Origin of the sequence: Vibrio ruber DSM 16370, from assembly GCF_900163965.1 — a bacterium.
Lineage (GTDB): Bacteria > Pseudomonadota > Gammaproteobacteria > Enterobacterales > Vibrionaceae > Vibrio > Vibrio ruber.
Genome location: NZ_FULE01000044.1, coordinates 13501 through 33939 on the forward strand (window position 1 = coordinate 13501; position 20439 = coordinate 33939).

The window sequence follows — 20439 nt, forward strand, 5'->3', positions numbered from 1 at the left end:
TTATTTCTGTATCAGATCACATCCGGATTCGAATTATAATATTTCTGAACGACAGTGAGACAAAAACCGTGGTGTGGTTCATGAGAACAATGTCCAGAAAAAGTCATATTATAGTGACAAAATGATGTGTCTAGGATTAATTAAATTTCAGGTAGGAAAATTGTTACTTGAGCAAATTAATGTATTTTTTTGTTGTGTTTGTTGCTCTTTTGTAACCAAGAATTCTATGGTGTGTTAACTTTTTGGATGGGTGTGTCATTGAGTATGACAATGGGGAAGGGCGACTTCCCCAGTCGTTGTTAGCCTACGATGGATTATTTTTTTGAGGGGCTGGCAAACTTTTCGAGCGCCAGAACCAAGACTATCGCGCTACACATCATCACAATCGCCAAAAACAGTTGTGCTGATTGAGAGGTGAGTTGCTCATACGCCATCGGTGACAGATTGTGCTGTACCAGCGGCACTTGTTCTCCGTGAGAGTTGGTGCGCCAAGTCAGAGTCTCTTTCCATGGCCAGATTTTCGGTAATGTACCGACCATGAGCCCCGTCAGGGCTGACAGCGTTATGTCTCGATAATTGTTTAGTAACCAAGACAGCAGGTGAGAGAAACTGAGTAACCCTGCTACACACCCGACCAAAAATACCATCAGAAGGTCGATTTGCATGGCTTTTACCGCACCGAGAATCGGAGCATACATGCCGAGTAACAGTAGAATAAAGCTCCCTGAAATTCCCGGTAGAATCATGGCACAGATAGCGACACATCCAGCAATAAAAACATTCAGGAGTGAAGGTTCTAAGCTCAGTGGTTGTAAGACTGTAATGGTATAGGCGAGCACTAAACCGAGTGCCCACGCAACAAGATTCAACAGACGTTTCTGTTCAATTTGTCTGAAAATGTGGTAGACGGAAACCAGAACCAGGCCGAAAAAGAAAGACCAAATCGGGATGGGATGCGTGTCCAGTAACCACGAGATCAGTTTGGCCAGCGTGAGAATACTGACAAAAATACCACCAAAGAGGCTCAGTAAGAATAACGCATTGATATGACCCAATGTTGCAGCGACACCATGCTGGCGCAGGTAAGAGATAAGTCTGGGATTAATCCGACGAATACTTTCCAGCAGTGTGTCATAGATACCGGTAATAAAAGCAATTGTGCCACCGGAAACGCCCGGCACCACATCAGCGGCTCCCATAGCGAGGCCTTTTAAGAAAGTGATGAAATAATTCATTGAGTCAATCAGAGATAAAGAGTCATTGGGTACGCAGTATATCGAATTATGGTCGAGATCCCTATAGACTTTGCAAGATCGGTGTCGGAGTTTTGTTTGCTTTTTGCAAAATGAAGTTGTTTCTTTGCAAAGTGCAACCTGTTTATTCGTATAAATGCATTCAATCATAGGCCATGCTATCTAATTCACTGTATTTACTGATTATTTAAAGTTGGCATGGGATGTGCGATATTAACATTGACCCTTAAGCCGAGGGTCACCTAGCCAACTGACGTTGTTAGTGAACCCTGTTGTTCACATTGATTGTGCCAAGTGCGGATTGCACTTGGCTTTTTTTTGCGTATGAATCAGCTATTTTTCAGTCGCTGAGTGTTGGCCAATCGCGCCATTTGCCCATCAGTATTTTAATTGACGATATTTATTTGATTTACTGCATTAGATAGAGCTGACGTTATCGCTGATATGACAGTTGGTATACATTTATGTCAGTTGGTATACATTCTCATTTTTATTCGGACAGCGTATGATGAGGCTCTTTTTTTAAATATAAAATAGAAGTGACCATGATGTTAAATCGGCAAACGCACCGCTGGCAGACACCGACTAACTTTTTATTGATTGTGTCGGTGATTGTGCCGATTGCTTTCTCAAGTTGGATGGCACTGTTGAACAATTTTGCAATTGAAAAAGCACAGTTTAACGGTGCTGATATGGGCATTTTACAAAGTGTCCGTGAAATTCCCGGCTTACTTGCTTTTACGGTGGTATTTATTCTGCCGTTTATCAAAGAGCAGCGATTTCTCGTGGTCGCTTTATTTATGTTGACGGTTGGTACCGCGATAACTGGTTTTTTCCCCTCATTTTCAGGTTTGCTTTGGACAACGTTACTGATGTCGGCGGGGTTTCATTATATGGAAACACTCAAGCAATCGCTGGCATTACAGTGGATCAATAAAGAAGAGACTCCGGAAATGTTGGGGCGAATGATCTCTGTGGGTGCGTTTGCATCGTTACTGACTTATGGTGCGCTCTGGTTCATGTTAGAGGTACTGTCGTGGCCTTATCTGTGGGTTTACCTCGTCAGTGGCGGCATGGCTTTTTTACTGGCACTGTTTGTCTGGGTGGCTTTTCCTCAATATCAGGCTCATACCATTCAAAATAAAAAGTTACTGCTGAGAAAACGATATTGGTTGTACTACGTTTTGACCTTCCTGAGTGGCGCTCGGCGTCAGATTTTTACGGTATTTGCCGGTTTTCTGATGGTTGACAAATTCGGTTATTCTGCCGGAGATATCACGTTACTTTTTCTGATTAATTACGGGTTTAACTTTCTGTTCGCCAAGCGAATCGGCCGGGCTATTGGCAGAATCGGTGAGCAACGTGCGTTGATGATTGAATATCTGGGGTTACTGTTTGTTTTTATCGGTTATGCTGTGGTTGAGAATGGCCATTACGCGGCAGGACTGTATGTGATTGATCATCTGTTTTTTGCATTGGCGCTGGCGATCAAAACCTATTTTCAGAAAATAGCGGATCCGGCAGATATGGCATCTACCGCCGGGGTGTCTTTCACCATTAATCATATTGCGGCAGTTGTTATTCCGGCTTCTTTCGGCTTGATCTGGATGATCTCACCTGCGATGGTGTTTTACCTTGGTGCCGGTTTGGCTTGTTTGTCTTTGCTACTGTCTCTGAATATTCCTCGGATCCCTGCCCCGGGCAATGAGGTGAAAATATTGCAATGGTAATTTAGATGGCGCCGGTGAACTGCGGCCGATAGTGAGTGAGGGGAGCAATATGCAGCCCCGATATTTGCTTTACTTTCGGCTATTCTTCGATACAGACTTGGTTACGGCCGTTTGCTTTTGCGCGGTACAGCGCCTTATCGGCACGATAGAAAGTCCGTTGGGTGTTTTCACCTTCCCGATGTAACGTAATCCCGATACTGACGGTCAATCCCCGCTCTCCGAGAATTTCTTGCCAGTTGAATTGGTATATATTTTCCCGGAAGTGTTCACCATGGGTTTGTGCGTCTTTTAGGGTTATCGCTTCGAGAATAACCAGAAACTCTTCGCCACCAAAGCGCACACAGGACGCCTGCGGGAAACTGAAATATTCGCTCAACTGTCTGGAGACATTGACAATGGCTTTGTCTCCGACAAGGTGACTCAGCTCATCATTAATCGATTTGAAATGGTCAATATCCACGACAAGAAAGGCGAAAGGTGTTTCATGCAGCAGGAGATCCTTGAGTTTGGTATCCAGCCAGCGTCGGTTATGGAGTTTGGTCAGTGGATCGGTAAAAACATCCTGTTGTAGCTGGGCAACGGTATTTTTTTGGTTTTCCGTGGTTTCTTTGAGTTCCCGGTTTTCTATCTCTGACAAAATCAACTTTAGCTGTAGTTCGAAGCGAGATAACCGACGGAGCTGCGTTGAACCCAAATCACCGATCGGAATCCGTTTCATCAGATCGATTTCGACCTGAAAGGCACGTTTCTGGCAGTCCAGTGCTTGCCGGTATTCATGCTGGTGCTCATAAATATGACTGAGAACCTGATACAGATCTTTTTTTAATTCCGGATGGGTAAATGAAGCGACTTTCTTGTTCTGACTGAGGAGCAGCATTTCTGCGATATGGGCTTTGCCGATTTGCGTGAAGCAAAGTGCTAACTCGATTTTGATTAAACACGACAGTGACATCAGATAGTTATGCCGAGTGGTATAAGGGACCGAAGCGATGACGTGTAACGCTTCGGACACATTATTTTTGGCGAGACAAATTTTTGCTTTGTATAACAGAATCTGGCCTGCCAGTGTTTTGTCACTGACCAGAATACTGAGTTCTTCACACTCTTTGATGAGTTGTTCTGCCTGCTTATAATTTTTAAGATCGATATAGCAAGCGAGCATCGATATTTTATAGCGAAGACGAAGTGCACGACTGGAAAGGGCATGATCGATACTATCGATTTTTTGATAAAAGCGCAGCGCTTTGGCGGGATCGCCGTAGCGATGACAGAGTGAGCCCATTCCCAGAACAGCCTGAGCGTATTCGTCAATAAACCCATACTCAACAGCAAGATTTGAAATAGTAATAAACGCTTGTAAAGCGGTTTGATAATCACCGATAGCGATAAAGCGCTCGCTTAAACTGATCTCTATCGATAAGATTTTTTCGGCGTCCTCCGGGAATTGCAGTAATGCCCGGGCGGCTTTGAGTTCCTCGATACTTTGCTGCAACTGATTGAGTGATGCCCGATATTCTGCACTGATGATATAACACTGGGCCTTTTGCCACGGTGTTGAAGCAATGTTGTTTTTGACTTGTTCCCAGAAAGCAATGGCTTTCTTCCCACTGACCGCAGTGACATCAAGACCTGCATCTTTTACTTTATTGAGTAAGTCTTGCATTTTACGACCCTTTCAGTGGTAATTCAGTGAGTTGATCTAATGTAAACGGGAAAGACAGAATATTGTGCAGTGACACATCCGGGAGGTCACCTGTCAGACCTTTTCTTTCCCAAGGATAAATTTGGATCATCTGCTGTAAAATATCGAAAATCTGTTGCGCATTTTCACCGGTGTCTGCCAGTAATAATCCCAATCGGTCTGAACTCAGGCGAGAGACAAGGTCCTGTTTTGAACAGAGTGAATGGGTCAGCTCGGTACAGGCGTCGATATACCGGGGCGTATCATGATAGATAATAATAACGGAATAGCTTGAAGACTTCAGTGCGGTTTTAAATAAAACCAGCTGTTCCCACCAGTAGGTCTCCGAAACGACATTCGTCAGATGTTTCTCCGGATCATATTCATATTGTCCCCGGATTCGGTTGATGAGCTTTCTTGCTCTTTGCTCCAACTGTTTCTTTGAGTTACGGACTTTGTCTTTACTTTCCCGCTTGTTCTGAATGTCTAGCTGTGATGTGGAATAGCTTCGGTAGCGCTTAAATGTCGTTAATGCATGTTGATAGTCTTCTTGCTGTTCAGCAACCAGAGACTGTTGAAAATAAACGAGTGCTAATAACTCTCCATTGGCCGAATCCCGGGCGGCCTGCTCGGCTTTATCGAGGAGTGTGGTTGCTTCTGTCATATTCTGACGGAGCATCTCCAGACGAGCCCGGTTGATGTAGGAGTGTGTTTTTACCCAGGAAAGATTATTTGCAACCGCTAAATCATGTGCATATTGAGCCGCTTCTTCAGCATCTTCGAGACGCTCAAGTCCCAGCAATGCAAGCGCCCGAAAATCCCAGACTTCCGCCACTTCCTGAAGGAAGTCTTTGTCCTCCAGAACTTCAAGCGCACCATCTAAAACCGTCAACATATCGACATAACGGTTTAACAGATATAAATCCCAAGCCCATAAAATTCTGGCTCGGCCTTCGAGTGACTCCTGACGGGTATTGTTGGCTACTTTGACGGCCAGTTCATGGGTCGCGCAAGCGAGGTGATATTCGTGCGTGCTCCGCCAGATATTACCGAGCCCGAGCAGACTCTCGATCAGAATATGGATATCTTCTTCAAGTGTTGCCTGCTCTAAGGCATGAATCCAGTGTTGCTGGGCGGTATAAAATTTCCCTTCTTCCCACGAATGTAAAGCATGGAGGTGGAGAACTTCCGGCAAATATTCGTCATTATCAAGCTCATTCTGAGCATTCAATGCTTCTTTGGCATAGCGGATACCCTGAGTATGTTTTCCGAGGATTAAAGCACACCGGCACATGAGAATCAGACATTGAATGGCTCCCTCAGCGAAGTGAATTTGTCGGGAGCGCATCAGACACTGTTCTGCTTTAGACAGAACGTCTGTCGGGGCAAACTCGAAACGACGCTTGAGTTGCTCTATTTCAATTTCAAGGAGATAAAGGCTTTTTTCCAAACTTAATTATTCCTTTGTTACGTCACTCCGACAAGTTACATTGATGAGCTTAGTTGAAATTATCAATGTGAGCGATTCTGGTCATAGTCTCCAGTCAGGGATCATGTTACAGACTTATCTGATCGTTAAAATCATATATTTACCAGCATAAAGTATGCCAATAAGAGGTGATTACCGATAAGAACGTCTCAATTGCCTTTTTTCTTTTTGATACAGTCATTATCATAAGATGATTTTAAAAAGGTGAGAAATATTTCTGATCGATATTTTGACCAGTACAAAATTAAAGGCCACAAATAAATTATACATGAATTGTTTTTGTACAATCTGCTATCATGGTTATACAGGTATACTTTTTGTATAACTATTTATATGACGACAAATTCTATAACGATGCGTTGTATGATGATGAGGGCGGAATGATGGAAATGAAAATCCCAGTTGGTGTGAGTAGTTGTGTGACAGGTCAGCAGGTTCGTTTTGACGGTGGACATAAGAAAAGCCATTTTGTGATGGGCGAACTGGCACCATTTTGCGAGTTTATACCGGTTTGTCCTGAAGTCGGTGCCGGCATGTCGACTCCCAGGCCAACCATCCGCCAGTACGAGAAGCATGGTGTGATTCGGCTCGTTGAAACGAAGAATGATGCAGCTGATTATACTGACCAAATGGCCAGCTTTACTGACAGAGTGCTTCAGGAGCTCGGTCAGTTATCTCAGCCATTGTGTGGTTATGTGGTGGCCGCTAAATCACCGACCTGCGGCATGAAGCAAGTGAAGGTGTATCACGATGGAGGCGTTCGTAAAGAGGGCGTCGGTTTATATACCGAGAAGCTGATGGCAACAATGCCGTGGTTACCGGTTGAGGAAGATGGGCGTCTGAATGACCCGAATTTGCGTGAGAACTTTATCTTGCGCGTATTTTGTCTGTATGACCTGTACCAGTCGGTCGGCGTTGACCCGACACCGGGCAATGTCGTTGCGTTTCACAGCCGATATAAATTTACGCTCATGGCGCATAGCCCGCAAGCGTACCGTTCGCTCGGAAGAATGGTTGCCCATATGGGAGATTCAACCCCGACAGAATTTTTTGAACAGTACCGGCTGGCACTGATGCAGGCATTAGCCAAGCCGGCCAGCCGGAAAAATAGTACCAATGTGTTGATGCATTTCCAAGGATACTTTAAGCAGTTGCTCCAACCGGAGCAAAAAGCAGAGCTGACACGCATCATCCACGAATATCGTCAGGGATTGGTACCGCTACTGGTACCGGTGACACTGATTCAGCACTATCTGACGCTTTACCCGAATCCTTATTTGGCACAACAGCATTATTTAAATCCTTACCCACAAGCATTGAAGTTACGTTATGGACTCTAAAGAAAAACGTTATGCAATTCGTGAAGTCGCCGCGATCACAGGTGTCAAGCCTGTGACGCTGAGAGCATGGCAGCGCCGTTACCATCTGGTTGAGCCAAGCCGAACAGAAAAAGGGCATCGGTTATACAGTGAACAAGATATTCAGCAGATTCAGCAGATTCAGAGTTGGCTGGCGAAAGGGATTTCGATTGGTAATGTAACCCAGTTGCTTCAATCGACAGACGCATCGGAGTTGGAGCCTTCCGGCTCCGGAGGATTGGAAGAGTGTGAGTCATTTCTTTCAGCGCTGGTAGAGCTGAACCGGGGTAAAGCCGAGGCAATCATGGTGGCGATATTGAAAAACTATCCGTTGGAAATTGTCAGACAGCAATTCGTGATTCCGGTTGATGAAGCGTTGCTAAGGATGAAAAGTTCCCGGCAATCGATTCAACGTGGGTTGTTTCAATCGATGCTGATCGGGCAGTTTGCCTGGATGATTACCACAGCGAACCGAGCCAGCCATCTGGGGAAATGTCTCTGCGTCAGTCTCGACCCGGTGGGGAGCATCTGGGCATGGTTGCGTGCGTTACAGATTGCTGAACAGGGATATTTTACGGCGTTACTTGATGGTGTTGAGGAACTGTCCGGCCTGCTCGATCATGCCAGCGAAGGGGCATTTCAGCGAATTGACTTTTTTTCGAATCGGGCTCTGACGAGCAAGCAGCAGCAAGTCATTCGTCAGCTACAGCAGCTACAGGAGCAGCCGACGAATACCGATGAACAGACAGCGTTACGAGGAAAACCATTCAGGGGACAGACACCGCTGGTTGTGACCTGTGATGGTCTGTTACAACCATTCGAGAGCGAAGCATGATATCGCTAAAAATTGATGGCTAAGGGGAAATAAGCATGAAGCTGGTTTGGTTCAGACGTGATTTGAGGACAGTTGATCATACAGCGTTGAATGAGGCACTTCACAGCGGTGAGCCGGTCTGTGCCATTTTTGTTGCGACACCGGAGCAGTGGCGACAGCATGATATGGCACCGATACAGGCTGATTTGATCGCCCGGCGTTTGCCGGTGATTCGTGATGAGCTTCGCCAGTTGAATGTGCCTTTCTACTATCGGGAAGTGAGTGATTTTGCACAGAGTGTCGGAACAGTTGCAGCTTTAGCCCGGCAACTCAAAGCAAACACGGTGTTCGTCAATATTGAATATGAACTCAATGAGCAGCAGCGGGATCAGAAACTGAAGCAATGTTTACAGCAGCAGGGCATTGCTTATCAGGCATGCCATGATAAATGTTTGTTTTCACCCGGGCAGGTGTTAACCAAGCAAGGTGAATTTTTTAAAGTTTTTACGCCCTTCCGTAAAGCATGGCAAGCACAGTTCATCATCCCAACGGTGGTTGCACCTGCATCGGCCGCCAATGCGTCAGTCAATGATGAAGCTGAGCTGAACGAGACATGTGAGCCTTTTTCTTATCCGCGTGAATCAAGTCAGGCATGGCCGGTAACAACCCGTGAAATTCGCGACCGGTTGCGGGCTTTTTGCCACGAATCCGTTGATGTTTATCATCAACAGCGTGATTTCCCGGCGCTGAGCGCGACCAGCGGATTATCGCCGTATCTGGCTATTGGCGCGTTATCGGTACGCCAGTGTCTGGCAAGGTTGTATCAAACGGCAGAACATGGCCGCTTATCTGCGGGGGCCGAGTCTTGGTTAAGTGAATTGATCTGGCGAGAGTTTTATCAGCATTTGATCTATTTTCAGCCATCTTTGTGTCAGGGCAAGCCATTTCATCCTTGGGGAGAGCAGTTGCACTGGCACAATGCGTCGGAAGCGTTAGCGCGTTGGCAACAGGGAATGACCGGTTATCCGCTTGTTGATGCTGCGATGAGGCAACTGAATCACACCGGATGGATGCACAATCGTCTGAGAATGGTGGTAGCAAGCTTCCTGACGAAAGACCTGCACATTGACTGGCGAGAAGGTGAACGTTACTTCATGCGTCACTTGATTGATGGTGATTTCGCCGCCAATAACGGCGGATGGCAGTGGTCTGCTTCGACGGGATGCGACGGACAGCCTTATTTTCGGATTTTTAATCCGGTTTCTCAGGGGAAAAAATTTGATCCGGATGGTGCGTTTGTGCGCAAGTGGGTGCCGGAGCTTGAGTCGGTGTCAAACAAGTGGATTCACGAGCCTTGGCGTGATCCATCTGTGAATTATATGTCATATCCTCAGCCAATCGTTGATCATCAGGTCGAAAGAAAGCTAACCTTGTCTCTTTATCAAAAAGCAAAGGATAACTGCTGCCATGATTCGTAATCTGCTGTTGGCGTTTGTGATATGTGGGCTGAGTTTGCAGATTCAGGCCAAAACCTACCCTTTCCCGCCTCAGGGAAGTCGTATTGTCGGTAAAATTATCTATCATGAGGTGCAAAAAGGCGAAACGGTTGCGCATATCGCGGATGCTTACAATGTAGGTTTTTTGAACATGATGGAAGCCAACCCCGGTGTGGATCCGTTTTTACCACAAGTCGGGCATGTGGTGACGATTCCGGCGCGAACCATTTTACCGGATGTGCCTTGGCAAGGGATTGTCGTTAATCTGGCGGAATTGAGACTTTACTATTTCGAACCTGAAAAACGTCTGGTGCATATTTTCCCTGTCGGCATTGGCCGAATCGGACGCGATACACCGGAAATGGAAACCAAAATTAGCCAGAAACGTCCTAACCCGACCTGGACGCCGCCTCAGTCGATCCGGGCTGAGTATCGCAAAAAGGGCATTGAGCTGCCTGCGGTTGTCCCGGCCGGGCCTGATAATCCATTGGGGTTATTTGCACTGCGGCTCGCTTATGGGGCGGGGGATTATCTGATTCACGGCACGAACAAAGACTTTGGTATCGGGTTGCGGGTGAGTGCCGGCTGTATCCGGATGAACCCGAAGGATATCGACTGGTTATTCCACCATGTGAATGTGGGAGAGAAAGTACGTGTGATTGATGAACCCGTCAAAGTGTCTCTTGAACCGGATCGCTCGGTATTTGTCGAGGCACATGAACCGCTGACACGCAGTAACGGGAGTAAAAAAGTACTGACTCTGCCTCAGGAGCTGGTCTGGTGGATGGCGGAGTTTCACCATTCCGATCAGAAAGCCAAAGCAGCTTTGATGACTAAAAATGGTATCCCGATTGAGGTTGTCAAAGCGCAATAGTTTGCTCAGGTTCGCCGTTCAACGCTCAGTGAGCGTGAATGGGAGAGCACGTTTCTGCGAGTACGAGCGATGAAAAAATTCAGGGCAACGGATGTTGCCCTGAATGGATATCGAAAAGAGAAGGGGGTTATTTAGTGTAAGACTGGGCAATATGATCGATACGCTCATTCGCTCTTTGTGCTTCTTCCCGTACCGCATTGACGGAGTCTGAAGTCTGATCAATTTTATCACTAAGCATCATTTGACTGCTTTTCAGAGAAGCGACTTGGTCACTCAATTGGCTGACTTGATTGCTCAGCTCATCCATTTTGGCCGTTGTTGCACTATCTGTGCTAGAGGCACACCCGGAAAGAAAGACAACACCTGACGCTGCTACTGCCAAAAATACTTTGTTCATTATGAACTCCTTGATTGTTCCTTCGGATCAAAGTCACTTGCTTTCCATCATTTTGACGATACGACGGCAACAAGCAGTATGTTTTATGATTGTAGCACTGAAATAGACAATGAAAAGTCAGAGGAAAATAAGAAATATGAAAAACTTATGAGAAAATCATCTTTGTGTTACTGATTTTGCCGCCCGGCAGCGGATGGCTTTTTCTCTCCACCTCTTCTATTCACTTCCGGGGAATTGCGTTATGATAGCGCGTTTCATCTGGTTCCCCCTGCCAATCAGGGGCAGACATTCATTTGGTCACAAATATTGGAGACTCATTTGCAATTTAAAGATTTAGGCTTAGATAATCGTTTATTAAAGAACGTCAACCATTACGATTTCAAGCAAGCAACGGAAATACAACAGAAAGCGATTCCTCTGACGATTGCCGGCAAGGATCTACTGGCGTCCTCGCAAACCGGTTCAGGCAAGACGCTTGCCTTTGTACTCCCTATGTTGCACAAGTCATTAAAGAGCAAAGCATTTTCTGCTAAAGATCCGCGCGGATTGATTTTGGCACCAACGCGTGAGCTGGCAAAGCAGGTGTACGGAGAACTGCGTACCATGCTGGGCGGGCTGATGTACGATGCCGTGTTGGTGGTCGGCGGTGAAAACTTTAATGACCAAGTGAAAGCGCTGCGTCGCCATCCGAGATTCATCGTGGCAACTCCGGGACGTCTGGCTGACCATTTGGATCACCGTTCTCTGTTTCTCGATGGTTTGGAAACCTTAATTTTAGATGAAGCCGACAGAATGCTGGATTTAGGTTTTGCGCCGCAACTGCGACGGATTCATCGCGCTGCCAAACATCGTCGACGTCAGACCCTGATGTTTTCAGCCACACTTGACCATGCTGAAGTGAACGATATCGCGATGGAAATGCTGAATCAGCCGAAACGCATCGCTGTTGGTCTCTCGAATGAACAGCACCAAGATATTCGTCAGCGTTTTTATCTGTGTGATCATCTTGATCATAAAGAGGCGATTCTCGATCGCGTGCTGGAGTCTGAATCTTACCGGCAGATCATTATCTTCACGGCCACCCGTGCGGACACTGAACGATTGACGGAAAAAATGAACCAGCGCAATTTAAAGGCGGTGGCTTTAAGTGGCGAGCTGAATCAGACCCAACGCAATACCATCATGAGTCAGTTCGAACGGGGAGTGTTTAAGATTCTGGTGACAACGGATGTTGCTTCCCGGGGGCTGGATATCAGCACTGTGACGCATGTCATTAACTTTGATATGCCCAAGCATACCGAGGAATATGTGCACCGGATTGGTCGTACCGGCCGGGCAGGCAGCAAAGGTGATGCCATTTCGCTGGTGGGGCCGAAAGACTGGGACAGTTTCAAGCGGGTTGAAGCATTCTTAGCGCAGACGATTCAATTTTCGGTCTTTGACGATTTGAAAGGTAAATTTAAAGGGATTAAACCGAAGAAAATAATTCCGCGTCAACCAATGAAGAAAAAAGCACCGGTTCGTCAAGCAAAACAGACAGATAAGAAGAAAGCGCCACAACGGGATAAAAGCTTTTATCAAAATACACCAGTGGGTGATGCGGTCTTTATTCCGCGTAAGAAACCGGCTGCACAAGATGATAATGGCTGAGTCATTTGATTGTGTGATTGAATCATGAATGCCGTGGCAGTCGGGCCCCGGCATTTTTTTCGGTGTCAGCTCGAACGTATACCTATCGGGATAAACCGCTACCGGGATAAACCGATAGGTATGATCGGTAACTCAGCTCAGTTTAAAGTAACTGAGTTGTTGTGACTGTTGCTCTGCCAGAGATGAGAGTTCCTGACTCGCTTCCGCTGACTGAATGACACCGGTTACGTTTTGGGTCACCAGTTGGTAGATATTATTAATATTCTGACTAATATCAGCCGTCACGGAACGCTGTTCCTCAGAAGAAGACGCAACCTGAGCATTGACGGTTTCCAAGTGAGTAATCGATTCTACGATGTGATGGAGTGATGTTTCGACCTCTTGAACCATCGCTTGATTCTTATCCAGCATTCCCAGACTGGTAGTCATACTCTCGTTGGCGAGCCCGGACTGTTGTTGAAGAGTTTCTATGATTTCCTGAATCTCTTTGGTCGATTCTTGCGTTCTGGCGGCCAACAGCCGAACTTCATCGGCAACAACAGAGAAGCCTCGCCCGCTTTCTCCGGCTCTCGCTGCTTCAATCGCTGCATTGAGCGCCAGCAAATTGGTTTGTTCAGAAATATTTTCGATCACTTCGATCACGGTGCCGATTTGTTCCGACTGTACTTTTAGTGAGGCAACAACTTGAGCCGCATCTCCGATTTGCCCTGCCATTTGCGTACTGAGACGACCCGTTTGCTCGAAGATATCCAGACTTTTTCTGGCACGTTCACTGGCCTGATGCGCGGCGGTATCAGCTTCTTGCGCGTGGCTGGTCACATCGTTGGCTGTCACCTCTAATTGAGAGACTGCCGATGCAACTTGTTCAAGATCGGTTTTCTCATGATCGAAGTTGACTTTAGATTGTGTCATCACGGTCGCGAGTTCTGTGGCCGCTGATGCGACATCGGTACTGATAGATGTCAGTGTACGAGTAGTTTGTTTCAACTGTGTCACAGTCGTATTGACATCTCTGGCAAGCGAAGACAGTTCATTATTGCCTTCTGTTGTGATATTCACAGTCAAATCACCTTGGGCAACCTGTCGCATCGCATCCTGTAGCTGTTGAATCGGCTTGACAATGATACCCGCCAATAACCAAGCCACAATTGCCAGTATCACTAAAATAATCAGGAGCCAGATGAGTGAATCCGTGAGGATAGAATGGTGCTCCTGAGCGTGAATATCAATCTCCTGTAACGCAGCTTGATTCATCTGTTTTGAGAGTGTCTGAACGGCTTTGATCATATTGCGCCCTGCGGTGCGATAGTTTTCAGAAGCCTGATGATAACGCTGTTCAAAATCAGCACGAAGTTGCTGGCTATGTTTTTCGTTCATCAGTGGCAGCATGACTTCGGTGGAATAACGAACATACTCATCCATTGCCTGATGAAGTGCCCGGGCTTCATTTTTGATCTCTGGCATCTGACTTAACTGATTCAGCATTTGCGCATTCACTTGCTGTTTTTCACGTAGCGTAGCTGTCAACGTTTGTGCATCTTTAGGTTGGAAAATACTGTAGATAGCACGGATCCGCATGGCATAGATATTGTCGATGATTGCAGTCAGATTATCCTTATTCTGAATGATACGTGTTGTTGAAGTGGATACGCCATTAAAGGCCCGACTGAGATGGTCGGTCGCAAATAGGACACCTGCTGTTAATAGGACCAGAGCTATCAGGACCGGAATAAGGACTTGGACCCTGATAGAGCATCGACTGATGATCTGGCGCATACTTTTACCTCGAATAATTAATTAGGTTGTCGATTCTAGCCCGTCATCTGAATAATTCAACGTCAAAAATGACGTGTTACAGATGTTATTACTCAGGTTAATCAATACGTTGAATAATGAATGATGGTTGATGTAATCGTTTATCGTATTGTCTTATATAAGTTTTCAGTTAGTAAGGTTGAATTGCTGTTGGAAGCGTTATCACATAAATAATTTCATCATTTGTCATACATGCTTCAACTGATTGAAACACAATTGTCATATTTCCGTCCTAAAGTGACCCTCGTTGAAACAAAACACAAACGGCAATCAAGCCACTTAAGGATATAGTGATGAAAAAAACAGTTATCGGTGCAGTTGCTCTTATCAGTGCATTATCAGTGAACGTTGCTTCAGCGAAGGAAACGATTTCAGCAGTGGGCTCTAGTAGTGTGACACCATTGATGGAAGTATTTGGTGAGACTTATATGAAAAGCCACTCAAATGTTTTCATTGAAGTTCAAGGCCCGGGTTCTTCTGCCGGTATCAAAGCTGCAAAAAATGGCAGTGCAGATATCGGTATGTCTTCTCGTAATTTGAAAGCTTCTGAAAAAGAGCCGACATTGGTTGAAGAAGTGATTGCTCGTGACGGTATCGCAGTTGTAGTAAACCCAAAAAACCATCTGAAAGGTCTGACTTCTGAGCAGGTTTCTGCAATTTATCGTGGTGAAATCACTAACTGGAAAGATGTTGGCGGTAACGACAAACCAATCGTCGCAATCACTCGTGATACTGCATCCGGGACTCGTGGTGCATTTGAAGAAATCATGGAACTGAAGAAAAAGATTGGCGGTAAGAAAGTTTCTGCTATCTCTCAACGTGCACAAGTTGCTAATGGTAACGGTGGTCTGAAAACCATGGTTGCATCGAACCCATATGCAATTGGTTATATTTCTTTAGGTTCTGTTGACTCAACTGTTCATCCTCTGTCTATCGATGGTGTGGCTGCTGATGTTGCGAACGTGAAAAACGGTTCTTATAAAGTCGCTCGTCCGTTCCTGGTTCTTTACCGTGAAGGCAAACCTTCTGCGGCAACGAAGAAATTCCTGGACTGGATGCTGACAAAAGAAGCTCAGAAAATCGTAGACCAGAAAGGCTACATTTCTATCCACTAAGTTTGGCTCTTATTTGATATATTGCTCAGCCAGCGTTGGCTGAGCCTTTTCTATTCACGCGGATTTATCCGATAAGTGAGAAGAAGATTATGACCATCGCAACAACAGATAGTGACAAGTTTATGAACGATAGCTCTGCTCAAAGTTCTGTATCTTCCGTCCGCAAACTACGGGTCGGAAAGCGTATTGACTGGAAAGAAAGAATCTTTCATGGTTTATTTCTGACCAGTGCGACCATCGGTATCGTTTCACTTTTTATCATTGCTTATTTTATTGTTAAGGAAAGTATTCCTGCCTTTGAAGAAGCCGGTGTACTGGGGATTGTCCTCGGTGAAGACTGGTTACCACCTGCTTTGTACGGTGTTGCGACAATGATCGTTGCATCGGTTGTTTCTACCTTTGGTGCGGTACTGATTGGCGTGCCAATCGGGATATTAACCGCGATATTCATCGCTGAAATTGCTCCCAAACGTCTGGCGAACATCATTCGTCCCGCAGTTGAACTGTTAGCTGGGATTCCTTCGGTCGTTTATGGTTTCTTCGGATTAATCATCATTGTTCCTCTGATTCAACAGATATTTGATGTCCCTGCCGGTAACACAATTCTGGCGGGAATGATTGTTTTGGGAGTGATGATTCTGCCAACCGTTATCACCGTTTCTGAAACGTCGATTCGTGCCGTGCCTGCTGCTTATAAAGAAGGTTCTCTGGCGCTTGGTGCATCCAATATCTTTACGATTTTCAAACTGCTTGTGCCGGCGGCTCGCTCAGGGATTATGACAGCGGTTATCTTAGGCATCGGTCGGGCTTTGGGTGAAACCATGGCTATCATTATGGTGATGGGTAATGCCCCTGCAATGCCTCAGGGAATCCTCGATTCAGCCCGGACATTAACCGCGAATATCGCCATTGAGATGTCTTACGCCAGTGGGATTCACGCCAATGCGCTTTATGCGACAGGCGTTGTGTTGCTGGTCTTTATTATGATGCTCAATGCAGCTTTGTTATACCTGAACAGAGAGAAGGCGAAATAAGTTATGAATCGCGTAAAACTAAAGCAATCCCGGGTGCTGAAAGATAACATCCTCAGAGCATTTATCTGGTTATCTGCCGCGTTTACGGTCGGGTTCTTATTCTGGATTATTTGGTACATCCTTTCCAACGGTATCCAGCATGTCGATTGGGATTTCATCACCGACAATTATACCCGTACCGGTGATGAGCACGGGATCTTCCCGATGATTGTTGCCACTTTATATATGGTCATTGCGTCGATTGCCGTTGCTGCACCAATGGGAATTATGACCGCTATCTATCTGACGGAATATGCCAAAGTCGGCAGCCGACTGGTGAAAGTGATTCGCTTCTGTACGGAGTCTCTTGCGGGTATCCCGTCAATTATTTTCGGTTTATTCGGTATGACGTTCTTTGTCGCCATTCTCGGATTTGGATTCTCAATTCTGTCGGGTGCTCTCACATTGAGTATTCTGATCTTACCGGTGATTATCCGAACCACTGAAGAAGCGCTGATGGCGGTACCGCAAACTTACCGTGAAGGGTCATATGGTCTCGGCGCATCCAAAATCTATACGATTTGGCGTCTGATTTTACCCAGTGCGATCCCGGGAATTCTGGCATCGGTTATTTTAAGTATCGGGCGAGTAATTGGTGAGTCTGCACCGGTGTTCTTGACGGCCGGGATGGTTGCCCGGATTCCGGACTCTCTGTTTGACTCAGGACGGACACTGACGGTTCACCTGTATAAGTTAACTACCGAGCTGTTTACTGTAGAAGAGTGGAATCAGGCTTACGGTACTGCAACCGTTCTGATTGTGGTGGTTCTGCTGATTAATATGGTCACCAAGCTGATTGCTAAGCGATTCAATACGGCAACTTATTAAAATAGCCAACTTGGTTACAGGTCATAAAGAATTTTTTGAGATGAAAGACAATGAATAAATTTGCGATTGAAAATTTAGATTTATATTACGGTGATAATCAGGCATTAAAATCGATTAACCTTCCGATTCCACTGCGTCAGGTGACTGCTTTGATCGGTCCGTCCGGATGTGGTAAATCAACATTGTTACGCTGTCTGAACCGGATGAATGACCTGATCGAAGGGGTAAAAATTACCGGTAAGCTGACCATGGACGGTGAAGATATTTACGGTGATGTTGATGTTTCTGATCTGCGGATTAAAGTCGGGATGGTATTCCAGAAGCCAAATCCTTTCCCGATGAGCATTTATGAAAATGTCGCTTACGGACTACGAGCGCAAGGTATCCGCGATAAAAAGCATATTGATGAAGTGGTCGAACGTTCACTACGCAGCGCAGCACTATGGGATGAAGTAAAGGATCGTCTCAAGTCTCACGCGTTTGGTTTGTCTGGCGGTCAGCAACAGCGTCTGTGTATTGCCCGGACGATTGCGATGGAACCGGATGTCATTCTGATGGATGAACCGACTTCCGCATTGGATCCGATCGCAACGCACAAAATCGAAGAATTGATGGAAGAGCTGAAGAAAAACTACACCATCGTGATTGTGACTCACTCAATGCAACAAGCTCGTCGTATCTCTGACCGAACCGCATTCTTCCTGATGGGAGAACTGGTTGAACATAACGATACTCAGATTATCTTCAGCGAGCCGAAAGATGACCGCACCCGTGGTTACGTGAACGGTGATTTTGGTTAACCGAGGCTGTAAAAATCCATACTGCAGGCTCGGATTGAGCCTGTAGCGCGAATGAAATAATTCATATAATAATAAGCGATGGTAAACTTTGCCCCTTCAATGAAGGGGCTTTTTTACATCAGTATTTTTTACATCAGCATTATTACAGATGCCTACAATTGATATGCTCTACGCTGACGCGGGCTGACTCGGGGCTCGTGTCGAAAGTGCTCTGAGTGTGACTAAAATATCAGATGAGCGATACCCGTGATGACCGGCAGCGTGATCAGGGTACGCAGAATAAAGATAATAAACAGTTCGATAATATTGACCGGAATACGGCTGCCCAGTAACAAGGCGCCAACCTCAGACATATAAATCAGCTGAGTGACCGACATGGCTGCGATAATAAACCGCGTCATCTCATTATCAATCCCTGAAGCCAAAATTGCCGGGATAAACATATCGGCAAAGCCGACAACGATCGTTTCCGATGCCTGAATTGCTTCAGGGACACCGAGCCATTGTAAAAATGGAATAAACGGTTGACCCAGCAGCGCAAAAACAGAAGTATGTTCTGCCACAATGAGCGCGAGCGTACCCAGCCCCATGACGACGGGGAGTACGCCAAAAACCATATCTGCGGCATTACGTAGCCCCTCTGCTACAATGGCGCGAGCTGATTTCACCTGCTGTGCCCGCCGGATTGCCAGCTTCATGCCCCAGGAGAATGAATGATGTCCGTCAGGAATCGCATCGGCAGTCCGATCCGGCTGGCTGCCATCCACATACAGATCTTTTTTCAGGCTTAATGGGGGAATTCTCGGCAAAATAATTGCAGCCGCAAGGCCGGCAAGACAGATCGTGCCATAGAATGGCAAAAACAAGTGCTCTAGCTTGACCTGAGCGAGTACCACCAGACTGAACGTGATCGACACGGCTGAGAAGGTGGTACCGACAACCGCAGCTTCCCGTTGGGTATAAAACTTCTCTTCGTATTGTTTGCTGGTTAACAAAATACCGACACTGCCGTCGCCCAGCCAAGATGTCATGCAGTCGATCGCGCTGCGTCCCGGTAAGTTGAAGATCGGCCGCATCACGTTACTCAAAAGAGTACCGAATAATTCAAGCAAACCGAAATTGAGTAATAAAGGCAGCAGTAATCCCGCAAAAATAAACACAGAAAACAGCGTTGGCAGTAGCCCTTCTAATACCATGCCACCGGTATTTTCTTCCCAAATCAGCGCCGGCCCCCAGTGATATAAACTGGAGAGTGCTGCGATTCCCCCGATGACCCGGACAATCAGCCACAGTGGTGACGGTGATAAGAGTTGATGGAAGAAAGGACGCTGACGAATGGCGGTAGGTTGATAACAGCGGTAGAGCAGCGATACGGCTGCCATACTCGCTATGATCAGCGTAATAATCGTCACTATATACTCGTCGAGGAGATCGCGCAGCGTCGCAGCAAGAATCGCAACGGGGATGGTTAGATCACCCTGATAGCGTAGCGGAGCCATAAACAGGAAAATACCTGCTAATGATGGGAGCAGAAAGCGCCAGAAATAGGCTCGGGATTCTGAAGGCTGAGCAACGTCAACCGCTTTTGTATTGTCTTGCATTGTGGTTCTCAGATATGTCAGTGGCCTATGCATGGTGAACGCTCTCATTGTGAGGCGTGTCCGCGATGCCTGACACCGGCAGATATTCAAAAAGTAAATCGTCTGTTCAGGCCCGGATGTTTGAAAGAGCCCAAATAATAAGGCGCGAAGAATATCTGTTTTTAAATGTTGTCGCAACACTATTCATCTATAGTATCTATTTATTCACTATTTTTGTGCTATAGATGATGGTTAAGTTAGATAATTGTATCTTGGTGTTGCGTTGAAGTTACGCTGATGATTCAAGATGATATGCCCTGACGGAAAGGAAACTTGAGTGACATAAAATCAGTGCTTCATACCATCATGATGACCGTGTGTTTGTTTTGGTCTTCATCTATGATTGTAGATGTGTGTGATCTTGCTTATGATAGATGGGTCTGGTTATTTTTTGCTCATATTTGAGGGTGCGACTCATTTTCGTCA

16 protein-coding genes are annotated in these 20439 nt (G+C 46.0%); 10 read left to right on the forward strand and 6 right to left on the reverse strand.

Features of this window, described 5'->3' with window-relative positions:
- Window positions 1-314 precede the first annotated feature (314 nt).
- Window positions 315-1235, reverse strand: coding sequence for a polyprenyl-phosphate transporter (locus VR7878_RS15465; protein WP_077336952.1), 921 nt, complete (start codon window positions 1233-1235; stop codon window positions 315-317).
- Window positions 1236-1801: 566 nt separating this feature from the next.
- On the opposite strand from VR7878_RS15465, the gene VR7878_RS15470 reads away from it, so the two are divergent.
- Complete coding sequence (locus VR7878_RS15470) at window positions 1802-2983, forward strand: MFS transporter (RefSeq protein ID WP_077337007.1); 1182 nt, start codon at window positions 1802-1804, stop codon at window positions 2981-2983.
- Window positions 2984-3062: 79 nt separating this feature from the next.
- Here the strand turns inward: VR7878_RS15470 and VR7878_RS15475 are convergent, their stop codons facing one another.
- A complete protein-coding gene (locus VR7878_RS15475) occupies window positions 3063-4646 on the reverse strand; it encodes a GGDEF domain-containing protein (protein WP_077336953.1) in 1584 nt (527 codons plus the stop codon).
- A 1-nt stretch (window position 4647) separates the two neighbouring features.
- Window positions 4648-6114, reverse strand: a complete 1467-nt coding sequence (locus VR7878_RS15480) for a tetratricopeptide repeat protein (protein ID WP_077336954.1) — start codon at window positions 6112-6114, stop codon at window positions 4648-4650.
- Between the two features lie 419 nt (window positions 6115-6533).
- Here VR7878_RS15480 and VR7878_RS15485 point away from each other — a divergent pair, with 419 nt between their 5' ends.
- From VR7878_RS15485 to VR7878_RS15500, 4 genes are read left to right on the forward strand one after another with little or no spacing between them, the layout of a single operon-like run.
- The gene (locus tag VR7878_RS15485; protein WP_370737096.1) at window positions 6534-7493 is read left to right on the forward strand and encodes a YbgA family protein; all 960 of its coding nucleotides are present in this window, start codon (window positions 6534-6536) and stop codon (window positions 7491-7493) included.
- Complete coding sequence (locus tag VR7878_RS15490; protein ID WP_077336955.1) at window positions 7483-8346, forward strand: MerR family transcriptional regulator; 864 nt, start codon at window positions 7483-7485, stop codon at window positions 8344-8346. Before VR7878_RS15485 ends, VR7878_RS15490 begins: the two co-directional genes overlap by 11 nt.
- Before the next feature lie 35 nt (window positions 8347-8381).
- Window positions 8382-9803, forward strand: a complete 1422-nt coding sequence (phrB, locus tag VR7878_RS15495) for a deoxyribodipyrimidine photo-lyase (protein WP_077336956.1) — start codon at window positions 8382-8384, stop codon at window positions 9801-9803.
- Complete coding sequence (locus VR7878_RS15500; RefSeq protein ID WP_077336957.1) at window positions 9793-10695, forward strand: L,D-transpeptidase family protein; 903 nt, start codon at window positions 9793-9795, stop codon at window positions 10693-10695. The genes phrB and VR7878_RS15500 overlap by 11 nt, the downstream gene beginning before the upstream one ends.
- A gap of 127 nt (window positions 10696-10822) precedes the next feature.
- On the opposite strand, the gene VR7878_RS15505 is transcribed toward VR7878_RS15500, so the two are convergent.
- The gene (locus tag VR7878_RS15505) at window positions 10823-11092 is read right to left on the reverse strand and encodes an Lpp/OprI family alanine-zipper lipoprotein (protein ID WP_072954543.1); all 270 of its coding nucleotides are present in this window, start codon (window positions 11090-11092) and stop codon (window positions 10823-10825) included.
- A 306-nt stretch (window positions 11093-11398) separates the two neighbouring features.
- Between VR7878_RS15505 and VR7878_RS15510 the strand changes: the two genes are divergently transcribed.
- On the forward strand, window positions 11399-12742 hold the full coding sequence (locus VR7878_RS15510) for a DEAD/DEAH box helicase (RefSeq protein ID WP_077337009.1): 1344 nt from the start codon (window positions 11399-11401) through the stop codon (window positions 12740-12742).
- A 132-nt stretch (window positions 12743-12874) separates the two neighbouring features.
- On the opposite strand, the gene VR7878_RS15515 is transcribed toward VR7878_RS15510, so the two are convergent.
- On the reverse strand, window positions 12875-14518 hold the full coding sequence (locus VR7878_RS15515; RefSeq protein ID WP_077336958.1) for a methyl-accepting chemotaxis protein: 1644 nt from the start codon (window positions 14516-14518) through the stop codon (window positions 12875-12877).
- Window positions 14519-14850: 332 nt separating this feature from the next.
- On the opposite strand from VR7878_RS15515, the gene VR7878_RS15520 reads away from it, so the two are divergent.
- The 4 genes from VR7878_RS15520 to pstB all read left to right on the forward strand — a co-directional run bounded on the left by VR7878_RS15520 (window position 14851) and on the right by pstB (window position 18373).
- Window positions 14851-15672, forward strand: coding sequence for a phosphate ABC transporter substrate-binding protein (locus VR7878_RS15520; protein WP_077336959.1), 822 nt, complete (start codon window positions 14851-14853; stop codon window positions 15670-15672).
- An 89-nt stretch (window positions 15673-15761) separates the two neighbouring features.
- The gene (gene pstC, locus VR7878_RS15525) at window positions 15762-16706 is read left to right on the forward strand and encodes a phosphate ABC transporter permease subunit PstC (protein WP_077336960.1); all 945 of its coding nucleotides are present in this window, start codon (window positions 15762-15764) and stop codon (window positions 16704-16706) included.
- Between the two features lie 3 nt (window positions 16707-16709).
- On the forward strand, window positions 16710-17573 hold the full coding sequence (gene pstA, locus VR7878_RS15530; protein WP_059122220.1) for a phosphate ABC transporter permease PstA: 864 nt from the start codon (window positions 16710-16712) through the stop codon (window positions 17571-17573).
- 50 nt (window positions 17574-17623) lie between these two features.
- Complete coding sequence (gene pstB, locus VR7878_RS15535) at window positions 17624-18373, forward strand: phosphate ABC transporter ATP-binding protein PstB (RefSeq protein ID WP_077336961.1); 750 nt, start codon at window positions 17624-17626, stop codon at window positions 18371-18373.
- Between the two features lie 221 nt (window positions 18374-18594).
- Here pstB and VR7878_RS15540 read toward each other — a convergent pair whose 3' ends face one another.
- On the reverse strand, window positions 18595-19974 hold the full coding sequence (locus VR7878_RS15540; protein ID WP_077336962.1) for a YjiH family protein: 1380 nt from the start codon (window positions 19972-19974) through the stop codon (window positions 18595-18597).
- Between the last annotated feature and the right edge of the window lie 465 nt (window positions 19975-20439).

Bases quoted from the DNA above. Each gene is read 5' to 3' on its own strand.
- pstA (WP_059122220.1), top strand. From the start codon at position 16,710: ATGAATCGCGTAAAACTAAAGCAATCCCGGGTGCTGAAAGATAACATC.
- pstB (WP_077336961.1), top strand. From the start codon at position 17,624: ATGAATAAATTTGCGATTGAAAATTTAGATTTATATTACGGTGATAAT.
- VR7878_RS15505 (WP_072954543.1), bottom strand. From the start codon at position 11,092: ATGAACAAAGTATTTTTGGCAGTAGCAGCGTCAGGTGTTGTCTTTCTT.
- VR7878_RS15490 (WP_077336955.1), top strand. From the start codon at position 7,483: ATGGACTCTAAAGAAAAACGTTATGCAATTCGTGAAGTCGCCGCGATC.
- VR7878_RS15500 (WP_077336957.1), top strand. From the start codon at position 9,793: ATGATTCGTAATCTGCTGTTGGCGTTTGTGATATGTGGGCTGAGTTTG.
- VR7878_RS15515 (WP_077336958.1), bottom strand. From the start codon at position 14,518: ATGCGCCAGATCATCAGTCGATGCTCTATCAGGGTCCAAGTCCTTATT.
- VR7878_RS15470 (WP_077337007.1), top strand. From the start codon at position 1,802: ATGTTAAATCGGCAAACGCACCGCTGGCAGACACCGACTAACTTTTTA.
- pstC (WP_077336960.1), top strand. From the start codon at position 15,762: ATGACCATCGCAACAACAGATAGTGACAAGTTTATGAACGATAGCTCT.
- VR7878_RS15520 (WP_077336959.1), top strand. From the start codon at position 14,851: ATGAAAAAAACAGTTATCGGTGCAGTTGCTCTTATCAGTGCATTATCA.
- VR7878_RS15540 (WP_077336962.1), bottom strand. From the start codon at position 19,974: ATGCAAGACAATACAAAAGCGGTTGACGTTGCTCAGCCTTCAGAATCC.
- VR7878_RS15485 (WP_370737096.1), top strand. From the start codon at position 6,534: ATGATGGAAATGAAAATCCCAGTTGGTGTGAGTAGTTGTGTGACAGGT.
- VR7878_RS15475 (WP_077336953.1), bottom strand. From the start codon at position 4,646: ATGCAAGACTTACTCAATAAAGTAAAAGATGCAGGTCTTGATGTCACT.
- VR7878_RS15465 (WP_077336952.1), bottom strand. From the start codon at position 1,235: ATGAATTATTTCATCACTTTCTTAAAAGGCCTCGCTATGGGAGCCGCT.
- phrB (WP_077336956.1), top strand. From the start codon at position 8,382: ATGAAGCTGGTTTGGTTCAGACGTGATTTGAGGACAGTTGATCATACA.